The following is an 18,568-nucleotide window of genomic DNA, read 5'->3' as shown; positions in this document are numbered from 1 at the left end:
ACGTGAGCTCGACGCAGTGTGTCGGGGTTAGATTTCTTCCAGACCCGTTGCGCGCTGTAGGCCGGTGGCGCTCAGGCGGGCGGTGGTGATGCCTCGTGGGGATATCGCTGTTGTCTGGCCGGCGACGGCCAGCGTGTCGGCCTGACCATTCAGTTCGACCGCCCGGATAATCAAATCGTCGCTGTCTTCGGCCAGCTTCAAGGTGCCCACGGCGCTTGATTGGCTGTCGACCGCCAGCCATTGCCCGGCATGCGCCCGTGTACCCGTGCGCGCAACGTGCGGCGTAGTGATCACGGGCTTGTTCAGGAGGTCAGCCATGGTTGCCGCCTGCTGACGGCTGATCCTGGGCGCGCCGAACAGTTCAATGGTGAAGGCCTGCTCGCCCTGATCCATAAAGCGGTAATGGGCGTCGGGTTCGAGTTCGACCGGGTCGTGGTGGGCAAAGACCGGCGCCCGCACCGCTGTGATGTAGAGCGTGCCATCCTGCGCCGCGTAGGAGTATTTGGCGTCGTTGACGATGGCGATGTCGTGCCCTTTAGCGCTGGCGCGTACCCAGCGTTGGCCGGCAATTTCGCGCCCGTCATCAGCATTGTCTTCCCAGCCGGCGGCCACTTCATATTCAAAGCGTGTCGCCGCCAGCGGATAGGCCAGGCGAAGCAGATGGCGCTTGTGGCGCCAATCGAGATGCACGCGCAATTGCACGGGCAGGGCGCCATCCTCAGGGAGCACGATGATCGTGCTCAGCGTGCTGTCCTTGCAGGTGCTGACCACCTTGACCACCGTGCGGACCGGTCCCGCCTCGATAGTGGAAACCGACTGCAATTGCATCGCCGCGCCAGCAAAACCAAAGCGATCCGTGCCGTGGCTCCAGGTGTCGGTCGCGTCCTCGACGATAATTGCCTGATGTCCAGCCTCGGCAAATAGCGCGACGCCATTGGCCTTGTTCACCAGCCGCGAAATAGCGCCACTTTCCGGGTCAATTGTCAGCCCGTAGCCATTGGTGTCGAAGCTCAGTGTCTGGCTGCGTACGCCAAAGCTGACGCCCGGCGCTGAGATACCCTTGTCGGCATCAACGCGGAAACGGAGCACCCGATAGCCATAGGCCGGCAGGTCGATCGGGAAGGTGATGCGTTGCAGCGCCGTCGTCTTGCCATGAGGGTCACTATACTGGAACGGGATCGACGCGCCCGTCTCGTCCAGCAGCACACGGCGCGAAACATTGTCCTTGTCCACCCACGGCTCGGCTTCGACCAGACCGCGAGCCGGGCTGCCGTTGAAGTTCATCACCAAAAAGGTTGAGTCGGTCGGATCTACGGGGCGAGCAATGATGTTGCCCAGCCGGCGGACAGCGCCGTTGAGCAGGTCCTCGGCGCCGGCAATCACCCAGTTCAGCTCGCGCTCGGAATCCACGCACGCACTTTCAAGGCTCGTGCCGCCCAGCGTGTCGTGAAACTGATTGAACAGCAGGCGCCGCCACAGCATTTCGAAATCCTGTCGAGGATAGGCCACGCTGCATTCGCGGCTCGCCAGCGCGGCGGCGGCCTCGGCCTGTTCGAGCAGGCTTTCAGCCTTGCGATTGAGCGTCTTGAGCGAGGATGCCACCGCGTAGCAGCCAATGGCATGAAACTGCAGCGCGCTCGCCACTACCGGCAGGCCGGTCTTGGGCACTTCGTCAAAGAAAGTCTCCGGGTCGGAGAACTTGAGGTTCTCGCCGGCGACCAGACGGCGTTCGATCTCTTCAATGTTCTCGATTGTTGGCGCGCCGCCATGATTGCCCACGCCATAAAAGCACATGAAGGCATGGCCGCTCTCGGCGATTTCGCCCTGATGCAGATCGATCTTTTGGGGCAGCGGCATTTCGCGCTTGGAGGTGTTGTAGGCCCCCTGAATGCGAAAGGCGGTGACTTCGGAGCCGTCCGGCGAAGCCCAGGTGAACAGCTCGGCAGGCAGGTCCATTTCATGGGGGCCCGGGCGCATGAAGCTGTAGCTGGTCGAGCCGGTATGTTGGAGCAGCATGGGGAAGGTGCTGGGGTGTCCGAAGCTGTCGACATTGTAGCCAGTGGGAACGGTGACACCAAATTTCTCGGCAAAATACCGCTTGCCGTACAGAGCCTGTCGGATCACCGATTCACCCGATGGGATGTTGCAGTCCGGCTGGATCCACCAGCCATTGACCACCACCCAGCGCTTTTCGGCGACAAAGTGCTGAATGCGCGCGAACAGCGCAGGGTCAAGTTCCTCGATCCAGGCGTAGATATGCGCTTCGCCCTTGGTGAAGACAAAGCCGTCACCCTCTTCCAGCCTGTCGATGGCCGCCCAGCAGGTGCCGATAGCTTCGGCGCACCCTTCCTGCCATCGCCACAACCAGACCGGATCCAGATGGGCATTGCCGATCAGGTGGAGAAGAGGCTGATTGCCATCGGCGGAAGAGGTCATGCTGCGATACCTTGCGGTAGGGAAATGGAAATAGTGAAGCGCCCGCTATCGAGGGCAAAACGTGTGGTCTGCTGGTCGAAAAGGTGTTCGGAAGTGCTGATGGCCAGCGGCAAACCATCGATGGCGATGTTGTCGGGCCCATCGGCAAGCTCGATTTCGGCCCGGCAATTGGGCGGCACGGCAATGCTCCAGATGATCGTATCGCCATCATAACGCCAGGCGCTCTCCACCACGCCCGTAGCGGCACGGTAGGCGGCTTTGACCCAGCCGATCTCGCGCTCAAATAGCGGGCGCATGCGGATGGTACGGAAACCGGGCGCCGATGCTTCCCAGTCGATACCGGCCATGCGGGCATAGAGCCATTCGCCCACTGCGCCATAGGCGTAGTGATTGAATGAATTCATATTGGCGCTCTGGAAACCGCGCTCTGGCGTCCAGCCATCCCAGCGTTCCCAGATCGTGGTGGCGCCCTGCTGGATCGAGAAGCCCCAACTGGGGTAGCTCTCGTTCAAAAGCAGTCGATAGGCGTAATCAGCCCGCCCGATATTGGTCAGAACCGGGCACAGATGTTTGACCCCCAGGAACCCGGTTTGCAGATGTCCATTGGCTGCGTCGAGCTTGTCGATCAGGCGTGCCGCAGCGCTTGCGCGTTGCGTTGCCGGCAGCAGATCGAAATCAAGCGCCAGCAGGTAGGCTGTTTGCGTGTCGCCGCTGATGCGGCCATCCTCGGCCACGAAGGCCGTACGAAAGGCGCGCCGCACATCCTGCGCCAGACCCGAATAGTCTGCGTGATCGCTGTCTTTGCCCAGCACCGTTGCGATCTTGGCCATCAGATCGGCAACCAGAACCCAATAGGCGGTGGCCACCATGGTTCGGTCTGAAGCCGGGCCGACACTCAGCCAGTCGCCGTAATTATTGTACACATTCTGGGTGCGGATGAAGTCGGGATTGGCCCCGCCAATATGAGTCATCCAGCGTTGCAGCGCCGGATAGACCGCGCTCAGCAATCCGGCGTCGCCATAGCGCAGATAGTGCTGCCACGCCATTATGATCGGCCCGTCGCCCCAGCCGGGCGCACCCGGTTGTGCCGATTGCTTATAGGGGTTGAGCGGGCGCGATGGCGCAATGTCGGTAAAGGCACCATCGGGCAATTGCGCGTCGGTGATGTCGTCGAACCACTTGGCCAAAAAACCCGCCACGTCCATGTTGTAGCCGGCCGTACGCCAGAATACCTGCGCATCGGCGCTCCAGCCCAGCCGCTCATCACGCTGGGGACAGTCGGTTGGCACCGAAAGGAAATTGCCGCGTTGGCTCCATTCGATATTGGAGATTAACTGATTGACCAGTGCGTTGCCCGTTTCCAGCTGGCCGCTTTGAGGCGTGTCGGATTGAATGGCGATACCCGTCACAGTGAAGTCGTCCAGCACCACCCCCTCGGGCAGTGTCAATTCGAGGTAGCGGAAGCCGTGAAAGGTGAAGCGCGGCTTGAAACGCTCACTGCCCGTGCCTGCTGCCGTAAAGTGATCAACGCACACGGCATGGCGCAGATTGGCCATGTAGAGTTCGCCGTCGCCATCAAGGATTTCCGCATGGCGCAGCGTGAAGCGATCGTTGCGTCGGGCCTGAGCCGTGAGTTCGACATAGCCGGCAAAATTCTGCCCAAAATCAAAGATTGCAGCGCCAGACTTGGCGCGGTGCAAATAGCGCCCGTCCAGACGCGCCACTTCCCTGACGGGCTGGCTCTTGGCGGCGCTCAGTGCGGGCTCGCGGGGCTCGGGGGAAAAGGCTTCGACCGGCTGCCAGCGCGTGTCGTCAAATCCGGCAATGGCCCAGCCGGGCATGTCCAGTCGGGCGTCATAATGTTCGCCCATCAGGAAATCGGAATAGCAGACGGGCCCGCGGCTGGTCCGCCAGGATGGATCGGTAACGACGCGCTCTACGCTGCCATCGGCATAGGTCAGGTGCAATTGACACAGGAGCGCTGGCCGGCCGCCATAGTGATTGCCGGCGCGGCGCTGATTGTGCCCGACCCGGCCTGAATACCAGCCCTCACCGATTATGGCGCCAATGGCATTCTGGCCCGCTCCGATTAGATCGGTAACGTCATGGGCCTGGTAAATGACGCGTTGATGGTAATCGGTCCAGCCCGGTGCCATCACCTCGTCGCCCACGCGCGTACCATTGAGATAGAGCTCATAGAGTCCGAGTGCCGTGACATAGGCCGTGGCCCGCACCACCGGTCCCCGGGCGTCAAACTCGCGCCGCAAATAGTCCGCGGGCCGTGCTTGCCAGGGATTGTCATAGAGATCGTCTGCAGGTGCCTCGCGGCCGGCTGGCAGCACGAAATAGCGCGCGATCCATTCTGCGTCCCAGTCGCTGCGGGCCATCAGTCCGGTCATCAAACTAAGGGGCGCACTCCAGGCTGAAGGTTCGCTGGTTTCATCCCAGACGCGCACCGACCAGTAGAGTGTCAGATCAGACTGCAGCGGGTTGCCGGCATAGGTAATGAACAGCGTTTCGCTCGAAGCGGTCTGACCACTCTGCCAATAATTGCCGATCCCCCTGGCAACGTCTGCCTCTTCATCGCCAACGCAGATTTCATAAGCGCTCTGTCGTGCACCATTGCCTTCAGCGCTCAGTCCCCAGCCAAAACGGGGGTAAGGCGTGTTCAGTCCTTTGGGCGCGGCGAGCAGTTCGCAGCGCAGATCGATTGGCTTGAGATTGGTCATAACGGCCTAAAGGGCGATTGCCCGCTCACGGGCGTTGCGAATATGGGCTTCCATGGCGTCGGCGGCCTTCTGACGGTCTCGCTCCAGCATGGCATCGATCACAGCCAGATGGTCACCAAAGGCTGCGGGCAGGGTCGTCTCGCTCAATCGGATGCGATCAAGCTTGATCAGCCGGATTCGGATGGAATTGACGTGATAGGCTTGGATCAGCAGTTCGTTTTCCGTCGCCGAGATCAGCAGGTCATGGAAGTGGGTGTCCACATCCTGCCCCTCATCAAGCAGGGCCGCGCTCGGTCCAGCCTTGAGACGTTCGACAATGCCCGCATGAAGGTCGCGCTGCTCGCGTAGCGGAGCTTCTGGCATGTTCTTGACCGCCGCCAGCACCGCTTCGCGTTCGAACGCCAGACGCACCTGAAACGCGTCCCTGATCATCGGCAGATCAATTACCGTGATCTGGATGCCGCGCTGGGGCATGACGTGCAGCAGCCCTTCGGCTTCCAGCCGCGGCAGCAATTCGCGCAGGGCACCGATCGACAGATCCAGAAGGACTACCAGGTCCTTCTGTGACAGAACCTGCCCGGGGCGCAGCTTGCCCTGCAACAGCGCCTGCTGAAACGTGTCGTATGCCGCCTTCTTGACTGAAGGGAGCGAACGACGGGCGTCTGTTTCTCGAGCGCGGGCATACGCCATGGGCAACTCCTCCTTTGCCGCGTTGCTCTGCGGACTGCCTAGGCAGCTTTGGTCGGCACAAACCCTGTTTCGGCGAATTCCGAGAGGACGGTCGCGGTCTGTGCCGCGTTCAACCCGAGCAGTGGTGGTACGGCGCGGGCCCAGGATGGGTCGTCATAGACTGCGGCAAGCGTTGCCTTGAGCGCAAGCATGCTGCCATTGCCATCCACCGTTACAATCCGCTGCCCGGCGCGCTTGCGCAGATCTTCGGTCTCGGCGGCGCCGGGTGCTTCATAGATCTTGCGCAAATCGGCCGAGAATACATTGGGCATGCCGCCGATCATGCCGGCGCCACCGGCCTGCACCAGCGAGGGCATTACCCGGTCATCGCCGGTAAAGATCGACAGGTCCGGATAGCGCTGCGCCAGCATCTTGCCGTTCTCGGCCACACCGGTGGAGTCCTTGAGCCCGACAATGGCGCTGCCAAACTTGGCCACCAGCATGTCGATCAGCTCAGGAGTATAGGTAAAGCGGCTGAATCGCGGGATATTGTAGAGCAGGATGTCGATGTCAGGGCGACCCGCCCGGCGCATTGCCTCATCGATAAAGGCCACAATGCCATCGTTGCTCGCAAAGTCATAGTAGAACGGCGGCAGCACCAGCACGCCGCGGCAACCCAGCTCGGCTGCCGCTGCAATCATCGCCCCGGCCTCGTCGGCCGTTGGCGTCATCACCGATGGAATATGCCTGGACATGTCGGCGCCCGCAGCCCTGAGCGCGCGCATCGCCGGAATCTTCTGGGCGCTCGAAAGCGACGCACCCTCGCCGGTAGTACCGAAGGTCGACACGAAGCTGCATCCGCTATTGAGCAGGCGCTCGCAATGCTGAGCCAGGCGGCCACCATCAATGTCAAAGGTCTCTGTAACCGGGGTGGTTACGGCCGAAATAATCCCGCTCAGATCTGAATTCGACACGTATTCCTCCAATAAATCAGTAACTTACAAAACTGATACAATCAGTTATGCGATCAGGTGTCATATCAGTGTTTACATCAGTCGCCGGTTGTTGCAAAGTCTGTTTGTCAAATTGAGCTGTCAGGGCCAGTCGCAGTGCAACGCTGCAATTGGAAACCGAGGGGCAGCCGAACAAGCTCTGAGAGGGAGGAATATGAAAACTCTTAAGCGCAGTGCACTTATCGCACTTTCAGCGGTGTCCTTTGCTGCCATGGCGATTGGCGCCGTTCAGGCTCAGGATCCCATTGAGCTGAAATTCACCACGGTCTCCGTGCCAACCGATCTGCATACCCAGGCGATGAAGGTTTTCGCCGATACGCTCAATGAGTCTGAGCCGGGTCTGTTCGACATTCAGCTCTATGATTCAGGTTCCCTGTTTTCCCAGAGCGGTGATCTGGACGCCCTGCAGCGCGGCAATGCCGAAATGGCCTATGTGTCGTTCCAGCTGATCGCCGATGCCATCCCCCAGTTCGGTCTGTTTACGGCAGGCTATCTGTTTCAGAACGCAGACCACTATCGTTCGGTGATGAATTCCGATCTCGGTGGCGAGTTCAAGCAGACCGTGTCGGACGAAATGGGCATCCAGCTGCTCGACGTCTGCTATCTCGGCACCCGCGAGCTGAACCTGCGTCGCTATCGCGACGTTCAGACGCCAGCCGACCTTGAAGGCGTCAAGCTGCGCATGCCTGGTTCGGATGCCTGGCTGTTCCTGGGTGAAGCACTTGGTGCCAACCCGACCCCGCTGCCATTCTCCGAAGTCTATCTCGGCCTGCAGACCGGTACCGTCGACGCCCAGGACAACCCGCTGCCAACCGTGGACGCGGCAAAGTTCTACGAAGTCACCGAGCAGATCGTGCTGACAGATCACCTGGTTGACGGTCTGCCAATCGCTGTCAACAACCAGACCTGGGAGCAGCTCAATGATGCTCAAAAGGGTCACATGGTTGATGCCGCCATGGCCGCCTGCGACTGGAACAACGAAAAGCGTTATGCCGAAGAAGATCGCCTCGTCGCTTTCTTTGAATCCGAAGGCCTCAAGGTGACCACGCCTGACGTTGACGCATTCCGCAGCCACGTGCAGGAATTCTATCTCAGCTCCGAGCGCGCCAAGCTTTGGCCTGAAGGCTGGGTTGATCGCATCAACGCACTGGCAGACTAAGGGCACCAATGTCCACCAAGACTGATCATAGGGTCCGCACTGGACTGTTATGGCTCAAGCGGGGCGCCGACACCGTCGGCGTCCTGCTGTTTCTCACCGCATTCACGGGCTTCATCGTCCAGATATTCTTCCGCTATGTGCTTAACCAGCCGCTGGCATGGACGGAAGAGGCGACGATGATTGCCTTTATCTGGACCGTATTCTGGGCAGCTGCCTTCATGGTGCCGGTGCGCGAACACGTCACGTTCGACGTCGTCTATGACATCGCGCCAGAGCATGTCCGGCGCTTTTTCTCCATCTGCACCATGGCGCTGGTGGTCGTCGCCTTTCTTATTCTCGTGCCGTACACGCTGGACTATCTGCAGTTTCTGATGCGCAAGAAGTCAGACGTTCTGCGCATCCCCAAGACCTGGATCTACGGCTGCTACCTGCTGTTCATTGTCGCCTTTGCCACCCAGGGCGCCTTCCGTATCTACAATCTGCTGCGACCAAATTGGCGCGACCAAATCTGACTGGGAGTTCTTCATGCTAGTTGGTCTCGCTCTGCCGATCATGCTGGTTTTGCTCATTGCCGCCACCGTGGCCGGCATGCCCATGGGCATCGCCATGATCGTCTCATCCATCTTCTATCTGCTGATGGCAGGTCGTGATGTGGGGCTGGCAGCTGAGCAGGTACTCAACGGCGTCTTTGGCAATTTTGTCGCTCTGGCCGTGCCCCTGTTCATCTTTGCCGCCAACGTCATGAACGCCGGTCAGATATCCGATCGCCTGCTCAAATTTGCGCTGGCAATGGTCGGGCGCCTCCCCGGCGGTCTGGCCCAGGTCAATATCCTGACCAGTCTGATCTTTTCGGGCATGAGCGGCAGCGCCGTGTCCGATGTGGCCGGGGTCGGCAAGGTGCTGACCAATATGATGATCAAGGACAACCGCTATCCGCGTGGTTTCGCCGGTGCGATCACCGCCACCTCCTCGGTGGTGGGCCCGATCTTTCCGCCTTCGATCCCCATGGTATTCTATGCGCTGATATCGTCGACCTCGGTGGGTGCACTGTTCCTTGGCGGCGTCGTGCCCGCACTGATGATTGTGGTGGTACTGGCGATTGTCGTCGGCGTTCTGGCCAAGCTGCGTGGTTTTCCGGTCGAAGAAGCCATCCCCTTCCGCGCCTTCCCAGCCATCATCCTGAGTGCCATCCCGCCCCTGATGATGCCCGTTATCCTGCTCGGTGGTATTTACACCGGTGCCTTCACACCAACCGAAGCCGCTGCCGTATCAGCGTTCTATGCATTGCTGCTGGCGGTGTTTGCCTATCGCAGTCTGGGGCTGAAAGAGTTCTGGGACGTCGTGGTGTCCACGGTCAGAACCACTGCTGTCGTCACGCTGGTTCTGTGTGGCGCCTTTATCTTCAACTACGTCGTTACCGTTGAACGCATTCCAATGGGCGTCTTCGCCTTCTTCGATCAGTTCGAGCTGAATGCGGCGATGTTCTTCCTGATGATCAACATCCTCTATCTGGTGTTGGGGTGCTTTCTGGATGTGTCGACCATCATGCTGGTCATCACCCCGCTGTTCATCCCAACAGCGGCGGCGCTCGGGATCGACTTGCACCATTTTGGTATTGTCGTGGTGTTCAACATGATGATCGGGCTGATCACCCCGCCCTATGGGATATTGCTGTTCATCATCAAGGCGCTCAACGGCATTCCACTGGGTGAGATGATCCGCGAGATCTGGCTGTTCGTTGGAGTGCTGATCGCTCTGTTGATGGTGATCACCTACTTCCCCGATCTCTCCCTCTGGCTGCCGCGTTTTGCCGGGCTGCTGGGCTAACCGCCCAGCCGTCGCGCCAACGTCGCTCTGACCGCGTCGCTCGGCGCAAATTCCAGCGCCTGCGCGCGGTAATGCGTGGCCTGATCGACATGCCTGCAGCGAGCGTGCAGGTCCGCCAGCACGGCGGCCCACATATAGCTGCCGACCAGCCAGGCCGGCGGCTCAAACCCTTTCAGCACCCCGAGACCTTCGGCCGGTCCGCGCCACTCGGCGACCGCCACGGCCCGGTTCAGTCGGTGCAGTGCCGAAGGCGCCATCTGTTCGAGCAAGCCATAGCACTCTGCCACCCGCTCCCAACGCGTTTCGGCAAATGAAGGCGCCAGGCAATGCGCTGCCGCAACGCCAGCCTCGGCATGGTAGCGGGAGAAGTGCGAGCCCTGAGCGGCCTTGGCGAGCCAATCCAGACCAATGCCGATCTGGTGCTGATCCCAAAGCGCGCGATCCTGCTCCTCAAGCAGCAGCAAGCCGCCTGCTGCATCCTCACGCGCGATCATGCGCGCAGCATGCAGGTGCATCAGCGCCAGCAAAGCAAAGGTTTCAGGCTGCTGACCCGCCGGGTGCGCGACGAGCAGGCTCGCGAGCCGAATAGCCTCGGCGCACAACTCTTTGCGGATAGCGCGTTCAGCGTGCGACGACAGATAGCCCTCGGTAAATATCAGATAGATGATCGCGTGCACGGCCGGTAATCGCGCTTCGTAGTCGTTTGCCGCTACGCTGGCACTGCTGAACCCGGCTTGCTTTAGTCGCGCACGGGCGCGTGTCAGCCGCTTGTAGGCACTGGCTTCAGTGATGAAGAGGCGCGCTGCGATTTCGCCAATGTCGAACCCGCACAGCACCTTCAGCGCCAGCACCAATTGCGCCTCGGTTGCGATGGCGTCGTCGCAGCAGGCAAACAGCATCCTCAGCAGGTCGTCCTGCACCTCGTTGGCCATCAAGACATCCGGTCTCTCGGCCTCCGGAACGTCGAATTCATGTGGGAAAGCGGCCAGCAGGCGCCCTCTGCCGGCTTTCTGGCGAAACTCGCTGAGCAATTGATTGCGCGCGACGCTGAACAGCCAGGCCGATGGATTGTCGGGCAATCCACCGGCCATCCAGCTAGTGAGCGCTTTGCTCAGCGCCAATTGGACCGCATCCTCGATCGTCTCGATATGCTGGGTGCCAAAACGGCGGACGAGGACGGCCACCACACGCCCGTATTCATGCCGGAAGAAATGCTCAACCAGCCCGGACGTTTGACTCAAGGCGTCTTGATTTCCCGAATCTCGACGCTGGCACCGGGCGCTACAACGCCGGGCATTTCACGCACCATCGCCTCAGCCGCTTCCAGGCTGTCCGCTGAGAGCACCATGTAGCCGCCGATGACTTCCTTGGCCTCAATGAACGGGCCGTCGCTATGGCCTTGTGGGGTCACCACCCTGCCGCCGCCCAGTGGCGCGCCCATATCCACGATGCTGTCGCTGAACTTGTCTTTCCAGGCGTTGAACTTGGCGTACATCTCTTCCATCTGGGCTGGCGATGGTTTGGGGCCCTGCGCGGCCTGACCGGGCTCGCTGCGACGGATGAAGAGAAAGTTCTGTTGAGCCATTATTTTGTCCTTCCGTTGACGGCGTCGACTTGGTGCCAACACAGCAATGACGCCTCGGCGCGCCATTTTTGGACCCATGGTGCAGATTTCTTTTCGCGCCAGAATTTGGGTGTGCATCCAGCCTCGCACATGATGGCCGGCAGGCACAGCTTAACGCACTCAAATAGACTGCCACTCCGCTCGGCCGACGATGTCAGCTCACCGGTTTGCGCTCGCTTCGCCACTGCGGCTGCGGTTCGCCCAGTGTTTGTAGGTGCGACGCATCGGCGCCCTCGATGCGCTGCAACAGGAGGCGGGTTAGCTCCCCACCCGCAGCAAAGACATCTTCACGAATGCTGTCCAGCGCTGGAAACAGTGTCGGCAGGATGCCCGAGGTCTGTTTGTAGATCAGCTCAATGTCCTTGCCGAGTTGCAATCCGGCTTCCTGCAAGCCACTTGCCAAGGCGATGGTGCGCATTTCGCTGTCGCACAGGATACCGTCTGGACGGCCGGCTTCCTGCGCCAGCTCAAACGCCATGCGGCGCATTTCTGCGAGCGGCATCCCCTGCGTCCCCTTCATCACCCGCGCGCCAATCCCGGCACTGGCGGTGGCGCGCTCAAAGGCCCCCGTCAGGTTGTGGTGGTTGGTGGTGCTGTCATCGCCGACCACCAGCATGACGTGATGGCAGCCCTTGCGCGCCAAACGCTCAACAGCAGTGGCGACAAAAGCCTCTGCATGAAAGTCATGAAACGGATGCGGCGTATCAAAACCGGTGCGTCCATGCGTGACGAAAGGGAAACCGGCATCGATCATCAATTGCACACGCGGGTCACGAGGCCTGGTGTGGGTGATGATCACGCCATCCGCGGTGCGGTTCTCCAGCACATAGCTGACAGTGTCGACAGCGTCGCCACGTTCAAACTCGGGAATGACAGTGAGATGGTAGCGCGTACCCTTGATGGCCTGACCAATGCCCTGAATCATTTGACGCGCGAAGTCGATGGAATCCTCGGCACCATCCAGCACCAGCGCAATCACATTGGTCTTGCCGGTTCGCAGGCGCACCCCGGCGCGATCAGGAACATAGCCCAATTGCTCTGCAGCAGCGGCGACCTTGGCACGCGTCTCGGGTTTGAGCGTGGTGCCACCGCGCAGCGAGAGCGAAACTGTCGACAGGCTCAGCCCGGTCAGTTCCGCAATGGTGCGCAAGGTGACGCGACCGCCTGCTAATGGTTTCTGCGAACTCACCTGTGCCTGCGCCCCGCTACTCCAGATTTCCCTGTTTTGCATGCCCGGAGCCCCTTGCCAACAGCGCCCGCCCAACGGCAGGCCTCAATGACATTTGCAACGTTGCAAATACTGTGCATACCTGTGCGAAAATCGACCCTTGTGCAACACCTGAAGCCGACATCCGGAGCCGAAATGCCCTATTCAAATCCTCTCGCGTCAAAACTCGCCCTGCGCGATGATGATATCAAGCGCGAAGGTAAGCTGGAGCGGCTGTGTGCTGACCTCGCCAGCAAGATACTGACCCCGATAGCTGATGCCCGGTTCCAGTGGCATGTGCAGCGGGATGATGTCAGCGCCGACGCCGCACTGGCTGATGACTGGCGCAATTGGGAGCAGTTTGGCAGCCATTCAGTATGGGCCAAAAAGCAGGGACACACTTGGTTTGCTGCCGAGGTGGAAGTGCCCGAAGCCGCGGTCGGCGAGACACTCGTGCTCAAATTTACCAGCCAGTGGCAGGACCGTCCCGGTACGACAGATCCGCAATGTCTGGCCTATATTGATGGCAGGATTGCACAGGCACTTGATGGCAACCACACCGAACTGGTGATTGCACGCAATGCCCAGCGCGGGCAGACGCACACGCTGCTGGTCAACGCCTTCACCTTTTTCGATCGGCCACTGGTCGGTTTCAAGGTGGATTTCTTCGTGCGCAATACGCGCGCCGAAAAGCTCTATTTCGACCTGCAGACTCCCTTTGAGGTCGCCATCCGCCTGCACCAGCAGGACGCACGCCGGCATGCCATTCTGGACATTGTCGAACGCGCCCTGTTCGCTCTGGATCGCCGTGATGGTCACACCGATGCCTTCGTCGCCTCGCTGGATGAGGCTGAAAGGATCGCGGCCGAAGTCCATGATCTCGTTGATACCGAGAACCAGCCGCAAATTACTGCAGTCGGTTCCACCCATCTTGACGTCGGCTGGCTCTGGCGCGTCGCGCACACGCGCGACAAGACGGCGCGTTCCTTCGCCACGGTTCTCAACCTGATGGAGGAGTATCCCGAGTTCACCTTCATGTATAACCAGTCGGTGCTGTTCGATTTCCTCAGACAGGATTATCCCGAGCTTTGGACGCGGCTATTGGAGCGCGTCAAGGCGGGCCAGTTCGAGATCGAAGGGGCCATGTGGGTGGAGCCTGACGTCAACATCATCTCCGGGGAGTCTTTGGTTCGCCAGATCATGCGCGGGCGGCGCTTTCACCGCGAGAATTTTGGCGTTGATCCCCAGACTGTCTGGCTGCCGGACACATTTGGCTATTCGGCCAACCTGCCGCAGATCATGGACAAGTCGGGCCTGAAGTACTTTGTCACCTCCAAGTTGAGCTGGAACGACACTGATCGTTTCCCCTATGACAGTTTTCATTGGCGCGGCATCGACGGCACCGTCACCAAGGCCCAGCTGATCACGGCCCAGCGCTATGAGAGCGAAGAGATTTTCACCACCTATAACGGCGACCTGTCGGTGTCTGAAACCATGGGGGCCTGGAAGCGCTACGAGCCCAAGGCAGCCCACGACCAGGTGGTGATGAGCTATGGTTATGGCGATGGTGGCGGTGGGCCGACCCGTGCCATGATCGAGCGCGGTATTCGCCTTGAACGCGGCATTCCCGGCGCGCCCAAGGTCAAGCTTGAAGGTATTGTGCCATTCCTTGACCGGCTCGGCGCCGCAATGGATGCGCCCGCTGCAAAATTCCCCACCTGGAATGGCGAACTCTACCTGCAATATCACCGCGGCACGCTGACCTCGGTGGCCAAGAACAAGGCCAACAATCGCAATGCCGAGCGCATGCTGCGCGAGCTTGAGTTCCTCGGGGCCATGGCGCTGACGCAGGCTGGTGCGGACTATCCGGCTCAGGCGCTGGCCGAATTTTGGGAGCTTGTGCTGATCAACCAGTTCCACGACATCCTGCCGGGGACCTCCATCGCCGAAGTCTATGTCGATAGTGATGCGGAATATGACCGCATCTTTTCCAACCTGGCCGCGCAGAACGGTCCTTGGCACGCCGCTGCACAGGCATTCGCCAAGCCGGGTGCAGATCAGTTACGGCTGCTCAATTTCACCAGCCAGACCCGTGCTGAATTTGTCCAAATCGGCGGCGGGGCCGAACTGGAAGGTCAGGCGCTGGCGACTGCAGAAGGTGTGCGTCCGCTACAAAAGATTGTCCGTGCTGACGGCAGCGCCGCTTTCGGTACTAATCTGGGCAATATCGGCGCGCTCGGCTGGACCGGTGGCCAGATCGTTCCCGGCACAACGGCTGAGCACTCGTCGCTCTCGGTGTCGACCACCCATCTCGAAAACGACCAGCTTCGGATCACCATCGATGCTTTGGGCGAAATTACCTCCATCTTCGACAAGTCGCGGCAACGCGAGACCCTGACCGCGGGCGAACGCGCCAACCGGCTTATCGCCTATGAAGACAAGCCGATGAACTACGACGCCTGGGACATCGACGCATATTTTGAAGAGCAATGCTGGCCCTTGGCCGATGCTGACGCAGACATATCTGTCGTTGAGACCGGCCCGCATCGCGCTGCTATCCGCATTGCGCGCCGCTATCAAAAATCGGACATCGTGCAGGTCATCTCACTGGCGTCGGGTGCGCGGCAGGTCGAGTTTGACACCTTCATCAACTGGCAGGAACGCCAGACCGTGATCAAGGCGCAGTTCCCCTTTGATCTGAATACCTCCGAAATTCGCTCCGAGATCCAGTTCGGCCACGTCAAACGGCCTACCCATCGCAATACCAGCTGGGACAAGGCGCGCTACGAGGCATCGATGCATCGTTGGGTCGACCTCAGCGAAACCGATTTCGGCGTCGCGCTGATCAATGACTGCAAATATGGCTATGACTGCCTCGAGCAGTCGATCCGGCTGACGCTGGTGCGGGGCTCGGTCTACCCCGACCCCCACGCAGATCTGGGCGAGCATCGCTTGCGCTACGCCATGATGGTTCATGACGGGGTCAGTGATCTCGAACAGGTTCACCGCGCCGCCGAACGCTTCAACAACCCGATTGCTGTCATCGGCTCGCGTAGCTGCGCCGCAGAACCGGCAGCCGAATTCGCCAGCTTCAGCTTTGCCAGTGTCGACTGCGCCAATGTCACTCTGGAAACTCTCAAGAAGGCCGAGCACTCCAACGATCTGGTTCTGCGTCTGTTTGAACACGCCAATATCCGCGCTGACGCCACCATCAGCTTTGGTCTGCCGGTCAAGTCTGTTCGCACAGTCAATCTGATGGAGGAGGGGGCAAGCGAGCCGCTGCCGCTGACCGCCAATAGCGTCACGCTCAAGTTGCGCCCATTTGAGATTGCGACCCTGTTGATTGAGCCGCAGGAGAGCTAAATCACCTCAACTCACCAGGGGCTGGCGCCAATGCTGCATGACCTCAATTGGCAAATCTCCCAATAGACACAATGCCTTGTTTCTTGGTCCTTGGTGATAGAGCTTGGCGTGGCGGGCGTTGCTTGCCATGATGGCTCATAAGGGTTTTTCGAATCATCACGCGGCTGGGGTCTCCCTCCCAACGGGACAGCCTGCTCATGCGCCCACCCTTGGGCCGCGGCGATCATCTCGCCAAGCAGGCAGTTTTTGATACAGCGGCGTGCCGGCAAGGTTTAGCAATGTCGTCCACCACTGAGCCGCCCCGCGACATTTTCGATGCCGGGACGCGGGGACTGCAACATCACGGCCTGCGACGTGCAAATGAGCGCGCTGTGCTGACCGTGGTTGGTTTCAATCCCGGTGTGTCCAACGCCGATATTGCTCGATTGTCGGGTCTGGCGCCTCAGACGGTTTCGGCCATCCTTGCAGACATTGATCGTGCTGGCATGATCACCCGGGGCGAAGTACTGCGTGGCCGCCGCGGCCAGCCCGCCACCCCCATTTATCTCAGGGCAGACGGCGCCTTCTCAATTGGCGTTGAAATTGGCTGGCGCCACGTCAGCGTAGTCCGGCTCAATATGCACGCCGAAGTCGTTGGTCAGCAGCGCCGCGCCTATGACTACCCCGATGCCCGCACCCTCATCGATGACATTGGGGAGATGACATACGCGCTGGTGGCCGAGATGGAGCCTGAGGACCGCGTGCGGCTTGTCGATATGGGCGTTTCGATGCCCTCCAACCTGCCTGGCAATCTGCAGCTTGTTCAGGCCCCTGAAGAGCAGCGTTCGCTCTGGCAGGAGATCGACATTGCGGCCGAACTGGCGCAGCGCACCGGGCTCGAAATCAGCCTGTTCAATGACGGCAATGCGGCGTGTTGGGCTGAATTGATTGCCTTCCCAAGGCCCCGGCCGGCGACCTTTGTGTATTTTCTGATTTCCCACCATATCGCCGCTGGCATTGTCTCTGAGGGCTCGCTGTGGGAGGGGCCAACAGGCAACTCGGCCAATCTGGGTTCAATGCTGGTAATGGACAGTGCTGGTCACCTGCAGGCCGCGCACTTCGTGGCCTCGATCACCTCACTGATCAATCGACTGGCCGAAGCGGGCATCACAGCAACACCAGACACACTCGAGGACTGGGACTGGTCCAGCTTTGGGTCGGTGCTTGATCAGTGGATTGAGGACTGCGCCGTCGTGCTGGCGCGCGTGGTGTTCAACACCACAGCAGTCATTGAAAGCGGTCTGGTCGTGATCGACAGCATAATCCCCGACGCTATCACCGGGCGCTTGATCGACCGTCTGAGCTTCGCGTTGAGCCAATTGCCAGTGGCATCCTATCAACAGCCTGAAGTGGTCGCCGGCCATCTCGGCGTGCTTGCACCCGCTATCGGGGCCGCCGAATTGCCACTTTACCGACGATATTTCTCACGCGCGCTCGTGGACATCGCTAGCTGATTGCTGTTTCCGCCCGTTAGCTTTTTCGTCAAGAGCGGTGCGCAGTTGTGCGCTGGGCGTGAACACCACGGTCTTACGCGGCGAAATGCGATGCTCTGTACCGGTGCGTGGATTGCGCCCCAGCCGTTCAGCACGTTCGCGGACCTGCAATGATCCGAATGCGGTCAGCTTGACGTTTTCGCCGGCCATCAAAGCTGTGCTCATCATGGCGAACATCTGCTCGCCAACGGCCGTAACGTCAGCCTTGTTCAGTTCAGTTTTCCGTGCCGCCGCTTCGGCGAGCATGGCGCGGGTGATGGTTTTAGTCACAATTGCTGCTCCCCATATTCTTAAGTTCATAGGGAGAATTTAAAGCGCTGTCCAGAGTTTGAGTGCTGCGTTCAAACATGAACGATGTGCTCATGTTTAGTTGACTTATTTTAGAATGGTTATAAGTTACGGCCGGGTTTGATCATTCGGCCCATGTTCGATTTCTCGACTGCCAGCGTATGCAGCAATGCGCGGCGTCACCAGAAAGGTCCCGCTGTGCGCCTGACTCGCCAATCAAATTATGCCATTCGCACCCTGGTCTATTGCGCGGTCAACGAGCCGGGGCTGAGCCGTGTTGCCGACATCGCGCGCGCCTATAATATTTCTGAACTCTTCCTGTTCAAGCTAATCAAGCCACTGGTCGAAAATGGCCTGCTGGCTACGGTTCGCGGGCGTCATGGCGGCATCAAGCTGGGCAAGAAGGCCGAAGACATTACGCTGCTCGACACTATTCGGCTAACCGAAGAGAACTTCGCCCTGGCCGAATGCTTTGAAGATGGCGCTGATTGTCCGCTGATCGGTGAGTGCGACCTCAATGGCGCGTTGCGCGAGGCGCTCGGCGCATTCTTTGAAGTGCTGGCGGGCTACACCATCGCTGATCTCGCCAGCAAGAAGCGCTCTATTCGCGATCGTCTTGGCCTGAGTGCAGCCGAAGCCGTGGCTGAGCCGCTTCACTAGTAAGTATCTTTAATATGAGTTTGACACTCATGTTATAATATGGTTTTGTCGCCGCATGCAG

General features: G+C 59.8%; 14 protein-coding genes. 6 read left to right on the top strand and 8 right to left on the bottom strand.

All coding sequences use genetic code 11. The annotated features are described in order from the left end of the window. Nucleotides 1–27 precede the first annotated feature (27 nt). From AC0L37_RS17130 to AC0L37_RS17115, 4 genes are read right to left on the bottom strand one after another with little or no spacing between them, the layout of a single operon-like run. The gene (locus AC0L37_RS17130; protein WP_282222522.1) at nucleotides 28–2,436 is read right to left on the bottom strand and encodes a glycoside hydrolase family 38 N-terminal domain-containing protein; all 2,409 of its coding nucleotides are present in this window, start codon (nucleotides 2,434–2,436) and stop codon (nucleotides 28–30) included. After that, nucleotides 2,433–5,165, bottom strand: a complete 2,733-nt coding sequence (locus AC0L37_RS17125; protein ID WP_282222523.1) for an alpha-L-rhamnosidase — start codon at nucleotides 5,163–5,165, stop codon at nucleotides 2,433–2,435. Before AC0L37_RS17125 ends, AC0L37_RS17130 begins: the two co-directional genes overlap by 4 nt. A 6-nt stretch (nucleotides 5,166–5,171) precedes the next feature. Continuing rightward, nucleotides 5,172–5,855 (bottom strand): GntR family transcriptional regulator, encoded by a 684-nt coding sequence (locus AC0L37_RS17120; protein WP_212659287.1) that lies wholly within the window; start codon nucleotides 5,853–5,855, stop codon nucleotides 5,172–5,174. A gap of 38 nt (nucleotides 5,856–5,893) precedes the next feature. Beyond that, the gene (locus AC0L37_RS17115; protein WP_282222524.1) at nucleotides 5,894–6,808 is read right to left on the bottom strand and encodes a dihydrodipicolinate synthase family protein; all 915 of its coding nucleotides are present in this window, start codon (nucleotides 6,806–6,808) and stop codon (nucleotides 5,894–5,896) included. Between the two features lie 193 nt (nucleotides 6,809–7,001). On the opposite strand from AC0L37_RS17115, the gene AC0L37_RS17110 reads away from it, so the two are divergent. The 3 genes from AC0L37_RS17110 to AC0L37_RS17100 are packed head-to-tail and all read left to right on the top strand — an operon-like array spanning nucleotide 7,002 to nucleotide 9,833. Beyond that, nucleotides 7,002–8,006, top strand: a complete 1,005-nt coding sequence (locus AC0L37_RS17110; RefSeq protein WP_269371981.1) for a sialic acid TRAP transporter substrate-binding protein SiaP — start codon at nucleotides 7,002–7,004, stop codon at nucleotides 8,004–8,006. Between the two features lie 8 nt (nucleotides 8,007–8,014). Beyond that, on the top strand, nucleotides 8,015–8,518 hold the full coding sequence (locus AC0L37_RS17105) for a TRAP transporter small permease (protein ID WP_212659290.1): 504 nt from the start codon (nucleotides 8,015–8,017) through the stop codon (nucleotides 8,516–8,518). A 13-nt stretch (nucleotides 8,519–8,531) separates the two neighbouring features. Further along, complete coding sequence (locus AC0L37_RS17100; RefSeq protein WP_212659291.1) at nucleotides 8,532–9,833, top strand: TRAP transporter large permease; 1,302 nt, start codon at nucleotides 8,532–8,534, stop codon at nucleotides 9,831–9,833. Here the strand turns inward: AC0L37_RS17100 and AC0L37_RS17095 are convergent. The 3 genes from AC0L37_RS17095 to AC0L37_RS17085 all read right to left on the bottom strand — a co-directional run bounded on the left by AC0L37_RS17095 (nucleotide 9,830) and on the right by AC0L37_RS17085 (nucleotide 12,646). Beyond that, a complete protein-coding gene (locus AC0L37_RS17095) occupies nucleotides 9,830–11,074 on the bottom strand; it encodes an RNA polymerase sigma factor (RefSeq protein ID WP_282222525.1) in 1,245 nt (414 codons plus the stop codon). The two genes, AC0L37_RS17100 and AC0L37_RS17095, sit on opposite strands and share 4 nt — an antisense overlap. After that, the gene (locus AC0L37_RS17090; protein ID WP_212659293.1) at nucleotides 11,071–11,418 is read right to left on the bottom strand and encodes a YciI family protein; all 348 of its coding nucleotides are present in this window, start codon (nucleotides 11,416–11,418) and stop codon (nucleotides 11,071–11,073) included. The genes AC0L37_RS17095 and AC0L37_RS17090 overlap by 4 nt, the downstream gene beginning before the upstream one ends. A gap of 193 nt (nucleotides 11,419–11,611) precedes the next feature. Beyond that, nucleotides 11,612–12,646: a LacI family transcriptional regulator gene (locus tag AC0L37_RS17085; RefSeq protein WP_282222526.1), complete on the bottom strand. Its 1,035-nt coding sequence runs from the start codon at nucleotides 12,644–12,646 to the stop codon at nucleotides 11,612–11,614. 174 nt (nucleotides 12,647–12,820) lie between these two features. On the opposite strand from AC0L37_RS17085, the gene AC0L37_RS17080 reads away from it, so the two are divergent. Beyond that, nucleotides 12,821–16,027 (top strand): alpha-mannosidase, encoded by a 3,207-nt coding sequence (locus tag AC0L37_RS17080; RefSeq protein WP_282222527.1) that lies wholly within the window; start codon nucleotides 12,821–12,823, stop codon nucleotides 16,025–16,027. A gap of 278 nt (nucleotides 16,028–16,305) precedes the next feature. After that, on the top strand, nucleotides 16,306–17,520 hold the full coding sequence (locus tag AC0L37_RS17075; protein ID WP_282222528.1) for an ROK family transcriptional regulator: 1,215 nt from the start codon (nucleotides 16,306–16,308) through the stop codon (nucleotides 17,518–17,520). On the opposite strand, the gene AC0L37_RS17070 is transcribed toward AC0L37_RS17075, so the two are convergent. Next, nucleotides 17,491–17,829 carry an HU family DNA-binding protein gene (locus AC0L37_RS17070; protein ID WP_282222529.1) on the bottom strand — a complete coding sequence of 113 codons (339 nt, stop codon included), beginning with the start codon at nucleotides 17,827–17,829 and terminating at the stop codon, nucleotides 17,491–17,493. The two genes, AC0L37_RS17075 and AC0L37_RS17070, sit on opposite strands and share 30 nt — an antisense overlap. Before the next feature lie 216 nt (nucleotides 17,830–18,045). Between AC0L37_RS17070 and rirA the strand changes: the two genes are divergently transcribed. After that, complete coding sequence (rirA, locus tag AC0L37_RS17065) at nucleotides 18,046–18,507, top strand: iron-responsive transcriptional regulator RirA (RefSeq protein WP_282222964.1); 462 nt, start codon at nucleotides 18,046–18,048, stop codon at nucleotides 18,505–18,507. Nucleotides 18,508–18,568: the final 61 nt, after the last annotated feature.

This window comes from Devosia sp. J2-20 (assembly GCF_055808475.1).
The sequence above is the reverse complement of the archived record's forward strand: the minus strand, read 5'-3'. Positions and strand labels throughout refer to the sequence as shown.

Excerpts from the sequence above, each read along its gene's own strand:
- AC0L37_RS17110 (WP_269371981.1), top strand. The coding sequence starts at position 7,002 with ATGAAAACTCTTAAGCGCAGTGCACTTATCGCACTTTCAGCGGTGTCC.
- AC0L37_RS17130 (WP_282222522.1), bottom strand. The coding sequence starts at position 2,436 with ATGACCTCTTCCGCCGATGGCAATCAGCCTCTTCTCCACCTGATCGGC.
- AC0L37_RS17080 (WP_282222527.1), top strand. The coding sequence starts at position 12,821 with ATGCCCTATTCAAATCCTCTCGCGTCAAAACTCGCCCTGCGCGATGAT.
- AC0L37_RS17105 (WP_212659290.1), top strand. The coding sequence starts at position 8,015 with ATGTCCACCAAGACTGATCATAGGGTCCGCACTGGACTGTTATGGCTC.
- AC0L37_RS17090 (WP_212659293.1), bottom strand. The coding sequence starts at position 11,418 with ATGGCTCAACAGAACTTTCTCTTCATCCGTCGCAGCGAGCCCGGTCAG.
- AC0L37_RS17125 (WP_282222523.1), bottom strand. The coding sequence starts at position 5,165 with ATGACCAATCTCAAGCCAATCGATCTGCGCTGCGAACTGCTCGCCGCG.
- AC0L37_RS17075 (WP_282222528.1), top strand. The coding sequence starts at position 16,306 with ATGTCGTCCACCACTGAGCCGCCCCGCGACATTTTCGATGCCGGGACG.
- AC0L37_RS17120 (WP_212659287.1), bottom strand. The coding sequence starts at position 5,855 with ATGGCGTATGCCCGCGCTCGAGAAACAGACGCCCGTCGTTCGCTCCCT.
- AC0L37_RS17100 (WP_212659291.1), top strand. The coding sequence starts at position 8,532 with ATGCTAGTTGGTCTCGCTCTGCCGATCATGCTGGTTTTGCTCATTGCC.